This is a genomic window from Caballeronia sp. AZ7_KS35, assembly GCF_023631045.1.
GTDB lineage: Bacteria > Pseudomonadota > Gammaproteobacteria > Burkholderiales > Burkholderiaceae > Caballeronia > Caballeronia zhejiangensis.
Window position 1 is genome coordinate 957,646 of the sequence record NZ_JALQDV010000001.1, and the last position, 15,973, is coordinate 973,618.

Sequence of the window (15,973 nt, forward strand, 5' to 3'; positions counted from 1 at the left end):
AGCCCATTTTTTTTGCACGCGCTTTCCGGACCGGCGTTTTTGCGTTGTCTGTACGCCACCGCACGGCCGATGCGCTTGTAAGATGGTCTAGTTTCCTTTCACCGATACGAGGATCGAAAGAAAAGGAGGCGGCGTGAGACGGGCGCTACACACGTTGATCGGGCTTGCGCTCGTCGTTTTTCTGTCCTGGCCCGATACGTCGCATTACTTCGCACAGGGCGTTATCACGTCCGCGCCGTGGACCGGAACCTGGGCCGCCGCGCCCGATGTCACCGCCGACCGGGGCTTCAACAATCAGACGATTCGCCACGTCGTGCGGACGAGCATCGGCGGGACGGCGGCGCGCCTGACGTTCTCCAATCTGTTCGGCACGCAGCCCGTTACGCTCGGCGACGTGCATGTCGCCCGTCGCGCGAGCGGCGCGCGGACGATCGCCGGCAGCGACAAGGCCGCGACCTTCAACGGGCAGACTTATGTGACGATTCCCGTCGGCGGCACCGTCCAGACCGACCCCGTTCCGTTTCAGGTGCCGGCGCTCGCGGACATCTCCGTGAGCTTCCATATTCCATCGCAGACGCCGCCGGGATCGACCGGGCACGTCGAGGGCTTGCAGGACAACTGGATCGCACCGGGCGACGTCAGCGCGGACCCGGCGTTCACGGGCGGCGTCGTGAACGCGGCGGGCGAGCAGTCGTACTATTTCCTCACCAATGTCGATGTGATGAACGCCGCGGCGACGGGCGCGGTGGTCACCTTCGGCGCGTCGATCACGGACGGAATCGCGTCGACGCCCAACACGAACCGGCGCTGGCCGAACCGCCTCGCGGAGCGGCTGATCCGCTCAGGCATGACGGTCGGCGTGCTGAATCAGGGCATCAGCGGCAACGATTTCTTCACGAACGGTTCGGGCCAAGCCGGGCTGACGCGCTTCGCCCGCGACGTGCTCGCGCAGTCCAACGTCAAATGGGTGATCGTCTCCGACGACGCGGTGAACAATCTCATCAGCGGCAATCCGCCGAGCGCGCAGCAGCTCATCGGCGCGTATCAGCAACTCGTTCACCAGGCGGCTGCGGCGAAAGTGGGCCTGATCTGCTCGACGCTTACGCCGTTCGAAGGCCTCGACGAATGGACGCCCGAGATCGAGAACACGCGCCAGACGGTGAACGCTTATCTGCGCAGCAAGAGCAGCGGTTGCGATGCCGTGCTGGATCAGGCCGCGGCGCTGGGCCACCCGGCCGGCGCGCACGACTCGACGGCGTTCGCGCGCGCCTACAACAGCGGCGACGACCTTCATCCGGACGATGCCGGCATGCTGGCGATCGCCAATGCGGTCGATCTGGGCTGGTTAGCCGCGCTGCCGCCGATCAACGCGCCGACGGCGTGCGGGCGCATCGCGATGGGCGAAGGCCTTGCGGAAGGGCAATCGATCGCGGCGTGCAGTGGAAACGTGCAGGTGAACTTGCGCGGCGACGGCTATCTCGTCGCGGTGAAGGATGGCGCGACGATCTGGTCATCGCAGGTGAGCGGCACGCCGGGCGTCGAACTGCGCATGCAGGAGGACGGCAATCTGGCGATGTACGACAACAATGGCGCGACGGTCTGGCAGACGCACACGTCGGGGCATCCGGGCGCCTACGCGACTATCTTGCCGAACGGCTATCTCGTCATCTTTTCGGCGCGCGGCACCGCACTCTGGTCGAGCGAGGGATGAAGCGCCGCGCCGAGCGCTTTCAGTACGTCGGAACCGACGGATCGACCTGACGCGACCATGCGTCGATGCCGCCGTAGAGATTGAACGTCTTCGTGAAGCCGCGCGATTCGAGGAACATCGCGACCTGTGCGCTGCGCGCGCCGTGATGGCAGATGCAGACGATCTGCGCTTCGTCGTCGAGTTCTTCGCTGCGTGCGGGGATGTCGCGCATCGGAATCGACACGATGTTGTCCATCTTCGCCGTCTGGATTTCCCAGGGCTCGCGCACGTCGAGCAGAACGGGAGCGGGGCGCGACGAATCGGCGAGCCACGCGGCGAGTTCGGGTGCGGTCAGGTTTTGCATGGAGATTCCGGCAAGATGCGCGCTACCGGATAAGGCCGGCAGCGCGCTTTCGGCTTAGAACTTGAACTGCGACGGATGCACCGCGTTCTTGAGCGGCGCGACAAGCGTTTCGAAGACATCCGACACGCGGAACTGCTTTTCGTCCACGCGCGTGATGATCTGCGCCTTCATGACCGGCGCCGAGCCGACGAACGCCGCGATGCGCCCGCCGATCTTCAGCTGTTCCAGAAATTCCTGCGGCATGACCGGCAGCCCGCCCGACACGCAGATCACGTCGTAAGGCGCGCCCTGATTCCAGCCGAGCGCGCCGTCGCCGGTGATCACGTCGACGTTCGTCACGCCGTTCGCCGCGAGGTTCTGCTGCGCGAAAGCGGCGAGCTCCGGCGAGATTTCGACCGTCGTCACGCTGCGGCCGCGGTGCGCGAGCAGCGCCGCCATGTAGCCCGAGCCGGTGCCGATTTCCAGCACGGTTTCGCCCTTGTGGATCGCGAGTTCCTGCAGGACGCGCGCTTCGACCTTGGGCGACAACATGCGCTCGCCGCCAGGCAGCGGAATTTCGAGATCGGCGAAAGCGATGTTGCGGTACGCGGCGGGAACGAAGTTCTCGCGCTTGACGATCGCGAGCAGGTTCAGGACGTCCTGGTCCAGCACTTCCCACGGACGAATCTGTTGCTCGATCATGTTGAAACGCGCTTGCTCGATGTTCATGTTCTGTGTGCGTGATGGCGACCGGAGCGGCTTGCATCGCGGCCGGATGCGGGGCTAGAAAACTACGCGATTGTAGCAAATCGAAGGGTTTTCCCGCCTGCTTTGCGCCCGACCTGCGCCCGACGCGCTGGCCTCCCGTGCGGCTAATGCGGCAGGCGGATATCGAACTTGAAGGTGATGAGCCGCGCGATCAGGATGAACGCCGTCGAAAAGAGCACGTTGTAGATCGTGTCGACGTCGAGCCGTTCGAGCCCGAGATACATCCAGCATCCGGCGAACGCGCAGACCGCGTACGGGCGCGAGTCGCGCAGGATCAGCGGAATCTCGTTGCAGAGCACGTCGCGCAGCACGCCGCCGAACACGCCGGTGATGACGCCCATCATCGTCGCGGTGAAGGCGGGCATCTGGGCGTCGAGTGCGATCGACGTGCCCGACACGCTGAAGAGTCCGAGCCCGATCGCATCGGTGACGAGCAGCGCGCGCTGGTCGAAGAGGCGTGACGTGACGCGCAAAAAAAGCGGCGCGAAGATCGCCATCGCGAAGATGAACAGCACGTAGTCCTGATGCTCGACCCAGTAGAAGGGCCGGCGCGAGAGCAGCACGTCGCGCACCGTGCCGCCGCCGAACGCGGTCACGAGCGCGACGAGAAACGCGCCTACCGCGTCGAGCCGGCGCTTGCGCGCCTCGATGAGTCCGGAGAAGGCGTACGCGAAAATCGCGAGCGCCTCCATGATGGTGATGGCGAGGGTGAGTCTAGGATGCACTGTCCGGCCCCGGATTGCTGTTCTTGCCGAGGCTCCGGTCCTGCGACTTGTCCTGCGGATGATTGTGATGACGCGGCGTGCCGCCCGGCTGCAGCAGCACGAGCACCGCGCCCGCGCCGCCGTCGTGCGGCCGCGCCTGACAGAACGCGATCACCTCCGACTTCTGCACGAGCCACGCGCGCACCTTGCCCTTCAGCACCGGCTCCTTGCCGATGGACCCGAGCCCTTTCCCGTGAATGACGCGCAGGCAGCGCAGCCCGCGCTTCACCGATTCGCGGATGAACTCCGCGAGCGCCTCGCGCGCTTCCTCGCGGCGCATGCCGTGCAGATCGAGCTGCGCCTGCACGATCCACGCCCCGCGCCGCAGCTTTCTGACGACTTCCTGGCTGACGCCCGGACGATAGAACGACAGCGTTTCGTCGATGTCGAGCAGGCTTTCGGGATCGTATTCGTCGGAGAGCGCTTCCTGCAGCACCGCTTCTTCGTCGCGGCGGCTCTGCAGCGGCACGGGCGGCGGCGGTACGCGCGTGACGGTCGTGCGCGGCGGCGTCTTGAGCGGCTCGATTTCGCCGATCGCGCGACGAAACTCGTCGGCATCCGCGACGGCTTCCCGCTCGGCGCGCGCCGCCGCGACCCGCTGGACTTCGCGCTTCTCGGCGTCGGCCTTCAGCGCGCCCTTCAGCGACGACAGACCCGACAGGCCTTCGCGTTTCACGGCGGCGGCGACATCGCGCGCATCCACCGGTTTTTGCGCGGGCGCGGCCGGGCGCGGCGCTTCCTTGCGACGGACTTTCGGTTCGTTCGGATGAGGGAGATTCTTCGGCATCGTTCGGCCAGCGGAATGGGTCGGGGATCGGACTCGGCGCGCCGCGCGCCGGCGTCGCCGCTGAAACGACGGCACGCGCGCGCCGAAACGAAAACGGGCCGGCGGAGTGAACCGTGGCCCGTCGTTGCTGCATTCTAGCGGCTCGCGCCGCCCGATCAGCGGTCGGCTTCGTGGCTCATCGAATGCGGCGTCGGCGTTTCGTCGATGGTTTCGAGATAACGCTGCGCATCGAGCGCGGCCATGCAGCCCGTGCCCGCGCTCGTGATCGCCTGGCGATAGACGTGATCCTGCACGTCGCCCGCCGCGAACACGCCGGGGATGCTCGTCGCGGTCGCGTCGCCGCTCGTGCCGCCCTTCGTGATGATGTAGCCGTTCTTCATCTCGAGCTGGTTGACGAAGAGATCGGTGTTCGGCTTGTGGCCGATCGCGACGAACACGCCTTGCAGCGCGATGTCGGTCGTCTTGCCCGATTGCGTGTCCTTGATGCGCAGGCCGGTGACGCCGGACTGATCGCCGGTGACTTCGTCGAGCACGTGATTCCACTTGATGTCGACGATGCCTTCCTTCTCCTTCGCGAGCAGGCGGTCGATGAGAATCGGCTCGGCGCGGAACTTGTCGCGGCGATGCACGACCGTGACCTTCTTCGCGATGCCCGCGAGATAGATCGCTTCCTCGACGGCCGTATTGCCGCCGCCGATCACCGCGACTTCACCGTTGCGATAGAAGAAGCCGTCGCACGTTGCGCAGGCCGACACGCCTTTGCCCATGAACGCTTCTTCCGACGGCACGCCGAGATATTGCGCCGATGCGCCCGTCGCGATGATGAGCGAATCGCAGGTGTACTCGCCGGAATCGCCGATCAGACGGAAAGGGCGCTCGTTGAGCTTCGCGGTGTGGATGTGATCGAAGACGATCTCGGTGTTGAAGCGGCGCGCGTGTTCCTCGAAACGCTGCATCAGTTCGGGGCCTTGCACGCCCGACGGATCCGCCGGCCAGTTCTCGACGTCCGTGGTGGTCATCAGCTGGCCGCCTTGCGCGAGGCCGGTGATGAGCAGCGGCGACAGGTTCGCGCGCGCGGCGTAGACGGCGGCGGAGTAGCCGGCGGGGCCGGAACCGAGAATCAGCACTTTGGCGTGTTTGGGCGAAGACATGATGATGGTCCGTTATTGATGGTTTCGGATGCGCGCCGCGAGGCGCGCGAGCGATTGCCTGCGACGCAGCAATCTCGACGCCCGGTACATCCGATGAACCGTATTTGAGTGCAAAACGACGATTATAAAGGCGTCGGAAAAAGCCTTCCGAATGAACCTTTCAATCGGATTGATAGCCGCGCCGGGCCGAAACCGCGACATGACGCGCGCGTGACGAGTGTTACAGGTTGCAAGAACGCGCCGGTTTTTGCGCCTTTCACCGCAATGCAGCGTTTACAATAGTTCACCGTTCCATGCCGCTCTTGCGCAACAGGCGCGAGCCGCAAAAAAGCGATACAAAGCGACACCGAATCAATGGCCAAAGCTACCTATTCCGCGAGCCCGCAGGCATTGCCGCACCGCATGTCGCGGCTCTTCACCGAGATTCGCTGGATTCTCCAGGTCGCACTCGGACTGTTTCTCGTCATGGCGCTCCTGTCGTACAGCCGCAAGGATCCGAGCTGGACCCACGCGGTGAGCGTCGATCACATCGCGAACTGGGCGGGGCGCGTCGGCGCGTACACGTCGGACATCCTCCTGCTCGTCTTCGGGCTATCGTCCTACTGGCTGATCGTGCTGCTCGCGCGGCGCATCATCGCGAATTATCGAAAGATCACGCATCCGCCGGTCGTCGACGAAGATGCGCCGAAAGATCGCACCTGGCTCGCCGAAGCGTTCGCGTTCGTGCTCGTGCTGCTTGCCTCCGACGGCATCGAGGCACTGCGCATGTGGTCGCTCAAGGTGCAGTTGCCGCGCGCGCCGGGCGGCGTCGTCGGCGATGTGGTCGCGCGCCATGTATCGCACGCGCTCGGCTTCACGGGCGCGACGCTGTTTCTGCTGATCGCGCTCGCGATCGGCCTCTCGCTGTATTTCCGCTTCTCGTGGCTGTCCGTGTGCGAGAAGGTCGGCGACGGCATTCTCGATGCGATCACCGGCGCGCAACTGCGCCGCGAAGCCGGACGCGATCGCAAGCTGGGCGAAGCGGCCGCGGTCAAGCGCGAAGGCAAGGTCGTGCGTTCGCGCGAGAAGAGCGAGGATCACGAGCCGGTGATGATCGTGCCCGCCGCGCCCGCGCCCGCGCGTTCCGAACGCGCCGAGAAGGAAAAGCAGGTGCCGCTCTTCAAGGACCTGCCGGGCGATTCCACCTTGCCGCCGCTCGCGCTGCTCGATCCGCCGCCGAAGACGCAGGAAACCATCGCCGCCGATACGCTCGAATACACGTCGCGTCTCATCGAGAAGAAGCTGAAGGACTTCGGCGTCGAAGTGAGCGTGGTCGCGGCGTATCCTGGGCCGGTCGTCACGCGCTATGAAATCGAGCCGGCGACGGGCGTGAAGGGCAGCCAGATCGTCGGTCTTGCGAAGGATCTCGCGCGCTCGCTGTCGCTCGTGTCGATTCGCGTCGTCGAGACGATTCCGGGCAAGAACTTCATGGCGCTCGAATTGCCGAATCAGCGCCGTCAAACGGTCAAGCTCTCCGAAATTCTCGGCTCCGAAGTCTATGCGAACGGCGCATCGCCGCTGACGATGGGCCTCGGCAAGGACATCGGCGGCAATCCGGTCTGCGCCGATCTCGCGAAGATGCCGCACTTGCTCGTCGCGGGCACGACGGGCTCGGGCAAGTCCGTCGGCATCAACGCGATGATTCTCTCGCTCTTGTACAAGGCGAGCGCGGATCAGGTCCGGCTCATCCTCATCGATCCGAAGATGCTCGAAATGAGCGTCTACGAAGGCATTCCGCATTTGCTGTGTCCGGTCGTCACCGACATGCGGCAGGCCGGCCACGCGCTCAACTGGGCGGTCGCCGAAATGGAACGCCGCTACAAGCTGATGAGCAAGATGGGCGTGCGCAATCTCGCGAGCTTCAACACGAAGATCGACGAAGCGAAGAAGCGCGGCGAAAACATTCCGAATCCGTTCAGCCTCACGCCCGACGAGCCGGAGCCGCTCACGCGTCTGCCGAACATCGTCGTCGTGATCGACGAACTCGCCGATCTGATGATGGTCGTCGGCAAGAAGGTCGAAGAGCTGATCGCGCGCATTGCGCAGAAGGCGCGCGCGGCGGGCATCCATCTGATTCTCGCGACGCAGCGTCCTTCGGTCGATGTGATCACCGGCCTCATCAAGGCGAACGTGCCGACGCGCATGGCGTTCCAGGTGTCGTCGAAGATCGATTCGCGCACGATTCTCGATCAGCAGGGCGCGGAGTCGCTGCTCGGCATGGGCGACATGCTCTATCTGCCGCCCGGTTCGGGCCTGCCTGTACGCGTGCACGGCGCGTTCGTGTCGGATGAAGAAGTGCATCGCGTCGTCGACAAGCTGAAGGAGCAGGGCGAGCCGAACTATATCGAGGGCATTCTGGAAGGCGGCCTCGCGGGCGATGGCGACGAAGGCTCGGCGGGCGCAAGCGGAACCGGCGGCGCCGATGGCGAGTCGGACCCTTTGTACGATCAGGCGGTCGAGGTCGTCATCAAGAACCGTCGCGCGTCGATATCGCTCGTGCAGCGGCATTTGCGCATCGGATACAACCGGGCGGCGCGTTTGCTCGAACAGATGGAGAACTCGGGGCTCGTGTCGGCGATGTCGTCGAACGGCAACCGCGAAATCCTCACGCCGGCGCGCGACGCGGAATGACCGCGCGTTATATGGAGAACATAAGCATGAAGCAGTTTACGGGGCGCAGTTTCGTCAAGGCATTCGGCACGGCGCTGGTTTCGGCGTCGATGCTGGTCGCATCGCACGCATTCGCGAGCGGCACGGAGCAATTGAAGGCGTTCGTGTCGCAAGTCCACGCGGCGCGCGGCGACTTCACGCAGCAGGAAATCAAGGCGCCCGGCAAGACCAACAACGGCGCGACGTCCACGCAAGTGCCGACCAAGGGCGCAGCCTCCAGCGGCACGTTCATGTTCGCGCGGCCGGGCAAGTTCATCTGGTCGTATCAGAAGCCGTATTCGCAAATTCTCCAGGCCGACGGCGACAAGCTCTACGTCTACGACAAGGATCTGAACCAGGTCACGGTACGCACGCTCGGCGGCGCGCTCGGTGCGAGCCCGGCGGCGATTCTCTTCGGCAGTAACGATCTGGAAAAGAACTTCAACCTGCGCGACGCGGGGGAGAAGGGCGGCATCGACTGGCTCGAACTCACGCCCAAGGCGAAGGACACGCAATTCGAGACGGTCGGCATCGGCTTCAAGGACGGCAACCTGCAGGCGATGGAACTGCACGACGTTTTCGGCAACGTGACGCTGCTGACGTTCTCGAACATCCAGAAGAACCCGCCCATCAAGAGCGATACGTTCAAATTCACCGTGCCGAAGGGCGCGGATGTCATCAACGGCTGAGGTTTCAGGTCCGGCCGCGCGCGTCAGGCGTGCGCGGCTTGCATGTCCTCGACGAACGCTTCCACGATTTCCCGTTTCGCGCTGCCCGAGCGTTCAGCGCGCGTGACCATCTGAAACGCGACGCGATAGCGCATCGCTTTCGGGTTCAACGGCGCGAGCAACCCTTCCTTCACGTAGGGCGCGGCGAAATGCTCGGGCAGATAGCCGAGATGCCGGCCCGACAGCACGAGCATCGCGACGGCCTCCATGTTGTCCGCGACCGCCCCGATATTGCGCGGCGTCAGCTCGCCCGCTTCCGGCAGCGGATAGCTGCGCCACGCCCAGTCGTGCTCGAACGCTTCCGGTACGGCGACACGTCCCGCGCGCGCGAACAGCGGATGCTCGCGTCCGCAATACGCGAGTTGATCCTCCGCGAAAATTTCGGTGTATTCGAGCGACGGCACGCGATGCCAGAAGTATCCGATCGCCATCTGGATGCGTTCGGCGAGCAGCATCTCTTCGAGTTCACCGGGCGAGCGCACGAGCACCGCGAAGCGCACGGATTCGTCGCGCTGCCGGAAACGCGCGATCGCCTCGCTGACGCGCGCGTTCGCGCTGACAGGCGTGTTGCCGATCATCCCGAGCGTCAGCGTGCCGACGAGCTTCTTGCCGACATTTCGCGCGGTCGAATCGAAGGTGTCGATGGCCGCGAGCAGCGTCCGGCACGCCTCGACGAACGGCTCGCCGCGCGAGGTCAGCGCGAAGCCGCCGCGTCCGCGCTCGCAAAGCCGGTAGCCGAGCCGCGTTTCCAGCGTCGCGAGCTGCGTGCTGATGGTCGACTGCCCGACGTTGAGCGTCGCTTGCGCGGACGAGACGCCGCCCGCATCGACGATGGCGAGAAACACGCGGATCAGGCGCAGATCCAGATCGGAAAGGTGAGTGAACATGGCCGCCGTCGATACATCGATAAATATCGATGTTAAGTTGATTTCTTCGCCATTTTATCTCCGCGGGAAAGCGGCTATTAATTGTCGGATCGACCACCCGCCGCCATTCGACGCCATGAATCCTTCCTCGCCTTCGTCGCTTTTCGCTCCAGCCGAACACTTCGATTCGCATTTCCTCGAACAGCGCGCCGAGCGTCCGCAGCCGCTTTCCGGCAATCAGATGCCGCGCTGCGGCGGCATCACGACGATGATGCGTCTGCCGCACGTTCAATCGGCGGAAGGGCTGGATGCCTGTTTCGTCGGCGTGCCGTTCGATCTCGGCACGTCGAATCGCACCGGCGCGCGCTTTGGCCCGCGTCAGGTGCGCAGCGAGTCGGTGCTGCTGCGTCCGTACAACATGGCGACGCGCGCCGCGCCGTTCGATTCGCTGCGCGTGGCTGATATCGGCGATGTCGCGATCAATCCGTACAACCTGCTCGATTCGATCGACCGCATCGAGCGCGCGTATCGCGAAATCCTGAAGCACGGCTGCAAGCCGCTGACGCTCGGCGGCGATCACACCATCGCGCTGCCGATCCTGCGCGCGATTCACGCGAAGCACGGCAAGGTCGGGCTGATTCATATCGACGCGCACGCGGACGTCAACGACACCATGTTCGGCGAGAAGATCGCGCACGGCACGCCGTTTCGCCGCGCGGTGGAAGAGGGCTTGCTCGATTGCTCGCGCGTCGTGCAGATCGGGCTGCGCGGCACGGGCTACGAAGCGGGCGATTTCGACTGGTGCCGCGAGCAGGGCTTTCGCGTCGTGCAGACGGAGGAATGCTGGAACAAGTCGCTCGTTCCGTTGATGGACGAAGTGCGCGCGCAGATGGGCGATGGGCCGGTGTACATCACCTTCGATATCGACGGCATCGATCCCGCGTTCGCGCCCGGCACCGGCACGCCGGAAATCGCCGGGCTGACGGTGCCGCAAGCGCTGGAGATCGTGCGCGGCGCGCGCGGGCTGAACATCGTCGGCGCGGATCTCGTCGAAGTCGCGCCGCCTTACGATCCGTTCGGCACGACCGCGCTGCTCGGCGCGAACCTCGCGTTCGAGTTGCTGTGCGTGCTGCCGGGCGTGGAGTATCGCGCGGCGAAATAACGCTTACGCGTAGGCGCGACGTCTGCCCGACACGAGCAGCAGATAGCACACCGCGCCGAGTGCGAGCGCGGGCAGCGTCGCGCCGAGATTCGGCAGCCATTGATTGATCGCGTGATACGCCGCGATCCCGATGCCCCATGCGATGAACGCGCTGACGTGCCATCCGCCGGAGAAGCCATAGCGGCCGTTGACATCGGCGAGCACGGCCGCTTCGATGCGGCGCTTGCGCACGATGAAGTGATCCGCCAGCACGACGCCGAAGAGCGGCGCGAACACCGAGCCGATCAGCAGCAGGAAGTTCTGATACTTGCCCATCTCGACGACGAGCGCGACGAGCGTGCACAGCGCGCCGAACGCGCACGAGAGCAGCGGCACGCTCGCGCGCGCCCAGAACGTGCCCGTCGATACGGCGGCGGAGTGGATATCGGCGAAGGCGTTGTCGGTTTCGTCGATCAGGATCAGGAAGAGCGCGAGTCCGCCGCCCGCCTGCGCGAACGCGGTCGTGAGAAGCGCATCGCCGCCGCCCGCCGCGAGCCCGTAGATCGCGCCGAGCGCATAGAACCACAGATTCGCGATGCCGTAGCCGAGAAGCGTGCCGCGGAACGCGCCGCCCGCGCTCTTGCCGAAACGCGTGTAATCGGCGATCAGCGGCAGCCACGACAGCGGCATCGCGACGACCAGATCGATGCCCGCGCCGAACGCCATTTCGCCGGTGCCGGGACGCGCCATCAGCGCGGCGAGATCGTGCTTCGCGAGCAGATTCCAGGTGAGCCAGCCCGCGCCGCCGAGCAGGAGCCAGATTCCCCACGTTCTCAGAAAGCGGCGCACGAAGGAGAGCGGGCCGCTCACCGCGAGCAAGGTAGCGAGCGCGCCGAAGACGAGCGTCCAGACGAGCGGCATCGAGAGATTGAAGGATTGCTTCGCGAGCGCGTCGGCGGAATCGCGCATCACGATGATCTCGAACGAACCCCAGCCGACGAGCTGGATTGCGTTGAGCACCGCCGGCACCGATGCGCCGCGCACGCCGAGCGTCGGGCGCAGCGAGGACATCGCCGCAAGCCCCGTATCCGTGCCGACGACGCCCGCGAGCGCGAGCAGCACGACGCCGATCACCGTGCCGATGACGATCGCCGCGAGGGCGTGCGGCAGCGACAATCCCGGCACCAGCAGCGCGCCCGCCTGCGCGACCAGCAGGCCGATGCCGAGCGAGAACCAGAGCGCGAAGGCGTCGCTCGTGCCGAATGCGCGCCGCTCCGGCGGCACCGGCGTGAGCGGCGCGTAAGTCGAAGTTTCGCCGTGCGCTGCGGCGTTCGTGGTGTGCTCTTGCCCCATCGGATTGCGTCCTTATATGGATTGTTCAGGCGTGGCCCGCGTTGGTCGCGGCCCTCAGGCTGTCATAATGACCCGATTCTGCGGCCGCGCCGCGCCTTTGCCGAAGCGCGAGATTATCGCCGCGATCCACCCAACTGCGTCAATCTGCATCGCACAGCACATGTTCGAAGAAAACCGTGGCACCGTTCCGCTCGCGGAGCGCCTGCGCCCCCGCACCATCGACGACGTGATCGGCCAGAAGCATCTGCTCGGGCCAAGCAAACCGCTGCGCGTCGCCTTCGAATCGGGCGAGGCGCATTCGATGATTCTCTGGGGCCCGCCCGGCGTCGGCAAGACCACGCTCGCGCGTCTCATGGCCGATGCGTTTCACGCGCAGTTCATCTCGCTGTCGGCGGTGCTGTCCGGTGTCAAGGACATTCGCGAGGCGGTGGAAACGGCGCAGATTCATCGCGCGAACGGGCATCAGACGCTCGTGTTCGTCGACGAGGTGCATCGCTTCAACAAGAGCCAGCAGGATGCGTTCTTGCCGCACGTCGAATCGGGATTGTTCGTGTTCGTCGGCGCGACGACGGAGAATCCGTCGTTCGAGGTGAACAGCGCATTGTTGTCGCGCGCGGCGGTGTACGTGCTGAAGAGTCTGGACGCCGATGAACTCAAGGAACTGCTGGAACGCGCAACGAAGGAACTCGGCGGCCTCACGTTCACCGACGAAGCCCGCGACGCGCTGATCGGTTCCGCCGATGGCGACGGCCGCAAGCTCCTGAACAATCTGGAAATCGTCGCGCGCGCGGCGGCGCAGCAAAAGCGGACGGAGGTCGACGGCGCACTGCTCGGCAGCGCGCTCGCCGAAAACCTGCGCCGCTTCGACAAGGGCGGCGACGCGTTCTATGACCAGATCAGCGCGCTGCACAAATCGGTTCGCGGCAGCAATCCGGACGCGGCGCTCTACTGGTTCTGCCGCATGCTCGACGGCGGCGCGGACCCGCGCTACATGGCGCGGCGCATTGTCCGGATGGCGTGGGAGGACATCGGCCTCGCCGATCCACGCGGCGCGCGCATCGCGCTCGACGCCGCCGAAACCTACGAGCGGCTCGGCTCGCCCGAAGGCGAACTGGCGCTCGCGCAGGCGCTCATCTATCTCGCCGTCGCGCCGAAATCGAACGCCGGCTACAACGCGTACAACGAAGCGCGGCGCTTCGTCGGCAAGGATCAGTCGCGCGGCGTGCCGGTGCATCTGCGCAACGCGCCGACCAAGCTGATGAAGGAACTCGGCTACGGCCACGAATATCGCTACGCGCACGACGAGCCCGACGCCTACGCGGCCGGCGAGACTTATCTGCCCGACGGCATGCGCGATCCGTACTGGTACAAGCCGACGCCGCGCGGACTCGAAGGGAAGATCGGCGAAAAGCTCTCGCGTCTCGCCGAACTCGACGATGCGTGGCGGCGCGAGCATCGCGACGAGAAGAAGCGCTGAAACCGGCGCGGTCCGTTTCGCGCGCGCGCTCGCCGCGTTTCGCCGATCCCGCCCGGCGCGCGATGACCGTGCGCTAAAATCGGCGTTTCCGATTACTTAACAAAGCAGCCCCGCCATGCTCGACATCCAAACCCTCCGCAAAGACCTGGACGGCGTCGCGAAGCGTCTCGCCACTCGAGGCTACACGCTCGACGTCGCCGCGTTCGCCGCGCTCGAAGCCGAGCGTCGCGAGATCCAGACCCGCACCGAAGAACTCCAGGCACGCCGCAACAGCCTGTCGAAGCAGATCGGCGCGATGAAAGGCCGCGGCGAGGACACGTCGGCGGTGATGGCGGAAGTGAGCGGCATCGGCGACACGATGAAGGAATCGGCGGCGAAGCTGGATGAGATCCAGAAGCGTCTGTCGGACCTGATGCTGACCGTGCCGAACCTGCCGCACGAAAGCGTGCCGGTCGGCAACGACGAGACGCAGAACGTCGAAGTGCGGCGCTGGGGCGCGCCGCGTTCGTTCGACTTCGAAGTCAAGGATCACGTCGATGTCGGCGCGCCGCTCGGTCTCGATTTCGAAACGGGCGCGAAGCTCTCCGGCGCGCGCTTCACGCTGTTGCGCGGGCCGATCGCCCGGCTGCATCGCGCGCTCGCGCAATTCATGATCGACACGCATACGGAGCAGCACGGCTACACCGAGGCGTACACGCCGTACATCGTGAATCCGGAGATTCTCTACGGCACGGGCCAGCTGCCCAAGTTCGCCGACGACATGTTCCGCGTCGAGAAAGGCGGCGACGAGAACACGGTCACGCAGTACCTCATCTCGACGTCGGAGATCTCGCTCACCAACACGGTGCGCGACAGCATCCTCGAAGCCGACGCGCTGCCGGTGAAGCTGACCGCGCATTCGCCGTGCTTCCGCTCCGAAGCGGGCTCGTACGGGCGCGATACGCGCGGCCTGATCCGCCAGCATCAGTTCGACAAGGTCGAGATGGTGCAGATCGTGGCGCCCGAGCATTCGTACGCCGCGCTCGACGAGATGGTCGGCCAGGCGGAGACGATCTTGCAGAAGCTCGAACTGCCGTATCGCGTGATTACGCTGTGCACCGGCGACATGGGCTTTTCGGCGGCGAAGACGTTCGATCTGGAAGTGTGGCTGCCGGCGCAAAACACGTATCGCGAGATTTCGAGCTGCTCGAATACCGAGGCGTTCCAGGCGCGTCGCATGCAGGCGCGCTTCCGCAATGCGCAGGGCAAGCCCGAGTTCGTGCATACGCTGAACGGCTCGGGCCTGGCGGTCGGCCGCACGCTCGTCGCGGTGCTGGAGAACTTCCAGAATGCGGACGGCTCGGTGACGATTCCCACAGTGCTGCGTCCGTACATGCGCGGCGCGGAAAGAATCGAAGTTTCCGCGTCGGCCTGATGTTTATTTTCAAAAAGGGGCTTGGAAAGCGCGAAAGGGTTCGATATACTTTCGTTCTTCGTTGAGCAACGACCAGTTCACGAAGACCCGCAAGGGTAGACGGAGAGGTGGCAGAGTGGTCGAATGTACCTGACTCGAAATCAGGCGTACGGTTTTCCCGTACCGTGGGTTCGAATCCCACCCTCTCCGCCAAGACACAAAAACCCCGCAAGTCGAAAGGCTTGCGGGGTTTTGCTTTGGTGGCTCCGCTTCGTCGAGGCAGAGCGCGTCTTCAGGTCGTGCACCTCGCGATATCGAAGCGCAATTCGGGTTCGGGCACGCCGCCATCGTCGCTCGATGACTGCTGCACCTTCACGATCGATCCATAAGCCGAAGGCGTGAGCGTCACGAGCCACGCATTCGAGCCGACCAGCAACTCCGTCGAGCCCTGATCGCGTCGCGTCTGCGCGGACGGAATCATGCGTTGCAGACAACTCGATATATCCGACGCAGGCCGCGCCGACGAAACATGAATCACGGGTTTCGACGCACGCAGTTCGGGATCGCTCGTCGAACTGCAGGCGGCGAGGGTGGCGACGCCCGACAGCACGGCGCAAAGAGAAGCAGATCGATGCAGGTTCATAACACTCCGGCAGGTCAGAAGTCGCGCCACTAAAACACAAACGGTCGCTCATCACAAGATCGAACGACGACGGCGACGCACGTACAAACAACGCGCCCGAAGGCTCGAAATGCAGCGCCGATGCGCCTCCGCGAGCGGAGAGGCTGCGCGGGAGTGCTATCATCGGGCCCATTGTCCTCGC

14 protein-coding genes and 1 tRNA gene are annotated in these 15,973 nt (G+C 64.9%); 7 read left to right on the forward strand and 8 right to left on the reverse strand.

Annotated elements, in window-relative coordinates; genetic code table 11:
• The first annotated feature begins 133 nt into the window (after nucleotides 1-133).
• Nucleotides 134-1,711: a GDSL-type esterase/lipase family protein gene (locus NCT05_RS04540; RefSeq protein ID WP_250480364.1), complete on the forward strand. Its 1,578-nt coding sequence runs from the start codon at nucleotides 134-136 to the stop codon at nucleotides 1,709-1,711.
• A 19-nt stretch (nucleotides 1,712-1,730) separates the two neighbouring features.
• Here the strand turns inward: NCT05_RS04540 and NCT05_RS04545 are convergent, their stop codons facing one another.
• From NCT05_RS04545 to trxB, 5 genes are all read right to left on the reverse strand, one after another.
• Entirely contained in the window at nucleotides 1,731-2,054 is a 324-nt protein-coding gene (locus tag NCT05_RS04545; RefSeq protein WP_008350991.1) for a rhodanese-like domain-containing protein, read from the reverse strand.
• A 54-nt stretch (nucleotides 2,055-2,108) separates the two neighbouring features.
• Entirely contained in the window at nucleotides 2,109-2,762 is a 654-nt protein-coding gene (locus tag NCT05_RS04550; RefSeq protein ID WP_008350990.1) for a protein-L-isoaspartate O-methyltransferase family protein, read from the reverse strand.
• Between the two features lie 143 nt (nucleotides 2,763-2,905).
• Nucleotides 2,906-3,526, reverse strand: coding sequence for a trimeric intracellular cation channel family protein (locus tag NCT05_RS04555; protein WP_008350988.1), 621 nt, complete (start codon nucleotides 3,524-3,526; stop codon nucleotides 2,906-2,908).
• Entirely contained in the window at nucleotides 3,516-4,352 is an 837-nt protein-coding gene (locus tag NCT05_RS04560) for a Smr/MutS family protein (protein ID WP_008350985.1), read from the reverse strand. The genes NCT05_RS04555 and NCT05_RS04560 overlap by 11 nt, the downstream gene beginning before the upstream one ends.
• A gap of 155 nt (nucleotides 4,353-4,507) precedes the next feature.
• Nucleotides 4,508-5,503, reverse strand: a complete 996-nt coding sequence (gene trxB, locus NCT05_RS04565; RefSeq protein WP_008350982.1) for a thioredoxin-disulfide reductase — start codon at nucleotides 5,501-5,503, stop codon at nucleotides 4,508-4,510.
• A 354-nt stretch (nucleotides 5,504-5,857) separates the two neighbouring features.
• On the opposite strand from trxB, the gene NCT05_RS04570 reads away from it, so the two are divergent.
• Together NCT05_RS04570 and lolA are read left to right on the forward strand one after the other, a co-directional pair.
• A complete protein-coding gene (locus NCT05_RS04570; protein ID WP_008350980.1) occupies nucleotides 5,858-8,173 on the forward strand; it encodes a DNA translocase FtsK in 2,316 nt (771 codons plus the stop codon).
• A gap of 26 nt (nucleotides 8,174-8,199) precedes the next feature.
• On the forward strand, nucleotides 8,200-8,880 hold the full coding sequence (gene lolA / locus NCT05_RS04575) for an outer membrane lipoprotein chaperone LolA (protein WP_081851844.1): 681 nt from the start codon (nucleotides 8,200-8,202) through the stop codon (nucleotides 8,878-8,880).
• Between the two features lie 23 nt (nucleotides 8,881-8,903).
• Here the strand turns inward: lolA and NCT05_RS04580 are convergent, their stop codons facing one another.
• Nucleotides 8,904-9,806, reverse strand: a complete 903-nt coding sequence (locus NCT05_RS04580) for a LysR family transcriptional regulator (RefSeq protein ID WP_175981749.1) — start codon at nucleotides 9,804-9,806, stop codon at nucleotides 8,904-8,906.
• A gap of 115 nt (nucleotides 9,807-9,921) precedes the next feature.
• Between NCT05_RS04580 and speB the strand changes: the two genes are divergently transcribed.
• Nucleotides 9,922-10,947, forward strand: coding sequence for an agmatinase (gene speB / locus NCT05_RS04585; protein ID WP_175981751.1), 1,026 nt, complete (start codon nucleotides 9,922-9,924; stop codon nucleotides 10,945-10,947).
• A 3-nt stretch (nucleotides 10,948-10,950) separates the two neighbouring features.
• Here the strand turns inward: speB and cytX are convergent, their stop codons facing one another.
• Nucleotides 10,951-12,279, reverse strand: a complete 1,329-nt coding sequence (cytX, locus tag NCT05_RS04590; protein ID WP_250456540.1) for a putative hydroxymethylpyrimidine transporter CytX — start codon at nucleotides 12,277-12,279, stop codon at nucleotides 10,951-10,953.
• Nucleotides 12,280-12,439: 160 nt separating this feature from the next.
• Between cytX and NCT05_RS04595 the strand changes: the two genes are divergently transcribed.
• The 3 genes from NCT05_RS04595 to NCT05_RS04605 all read left to right on the forward strand — a co-directional run bounded on the left by NCT05_RS04595 (nucleotide 12,440) and on the right by NCT05_RS04605 (nucleotide 15,362).
• A complete protein-coding gene (locus NCT05_RS04595) occupies nucleotides 12,440-13,756 on the forward strand; it encodes a replication-associated recombination protein A (protein WP_250501816.1) in 1,317 nt (438 codons plus the stop codon).
• Nucleotides 13,757-13,871: 115 nt separating this feature from the next.
• On the forward strand, nucleotides 13,872-15,170 hold the full coding sequence (serS, locus tag NCT05_RS04600) for a serine--tRNA ligase (protein ID WP_008350969.1): 1,299 nt from the start codon (nucleotides 13,872-13,874) through the stop codon (nucleotides 15,168-15,170).
• A 101-nt stretch (nucleotides 15,171-15,271) separates the two neighbouring features.
• A tRNA-Ser gene (locus NCT05_RS04605) sits at nucleotides 15,272-15,362 on the forward strand.
• Between the two features lie 79 nt (nucleotides 15,363-15,441).
• Here NCT05_RS04605 and NCT05_RS04610 read toward each other — a convergent pair.
• On the reverse strand, nucleotides 15,442-15,792 hold the full coding sequence (locus NCT05_RS04610) for a hypothetical protein (protein WP_034471379.1): 351 nt from the start codon (nucleotides 15,790-15,792) through the stop codon (nucleotides 15,442-15,444).
• Nucleotides 15,793-15,973: the final 181 nt, after the last annotated feature.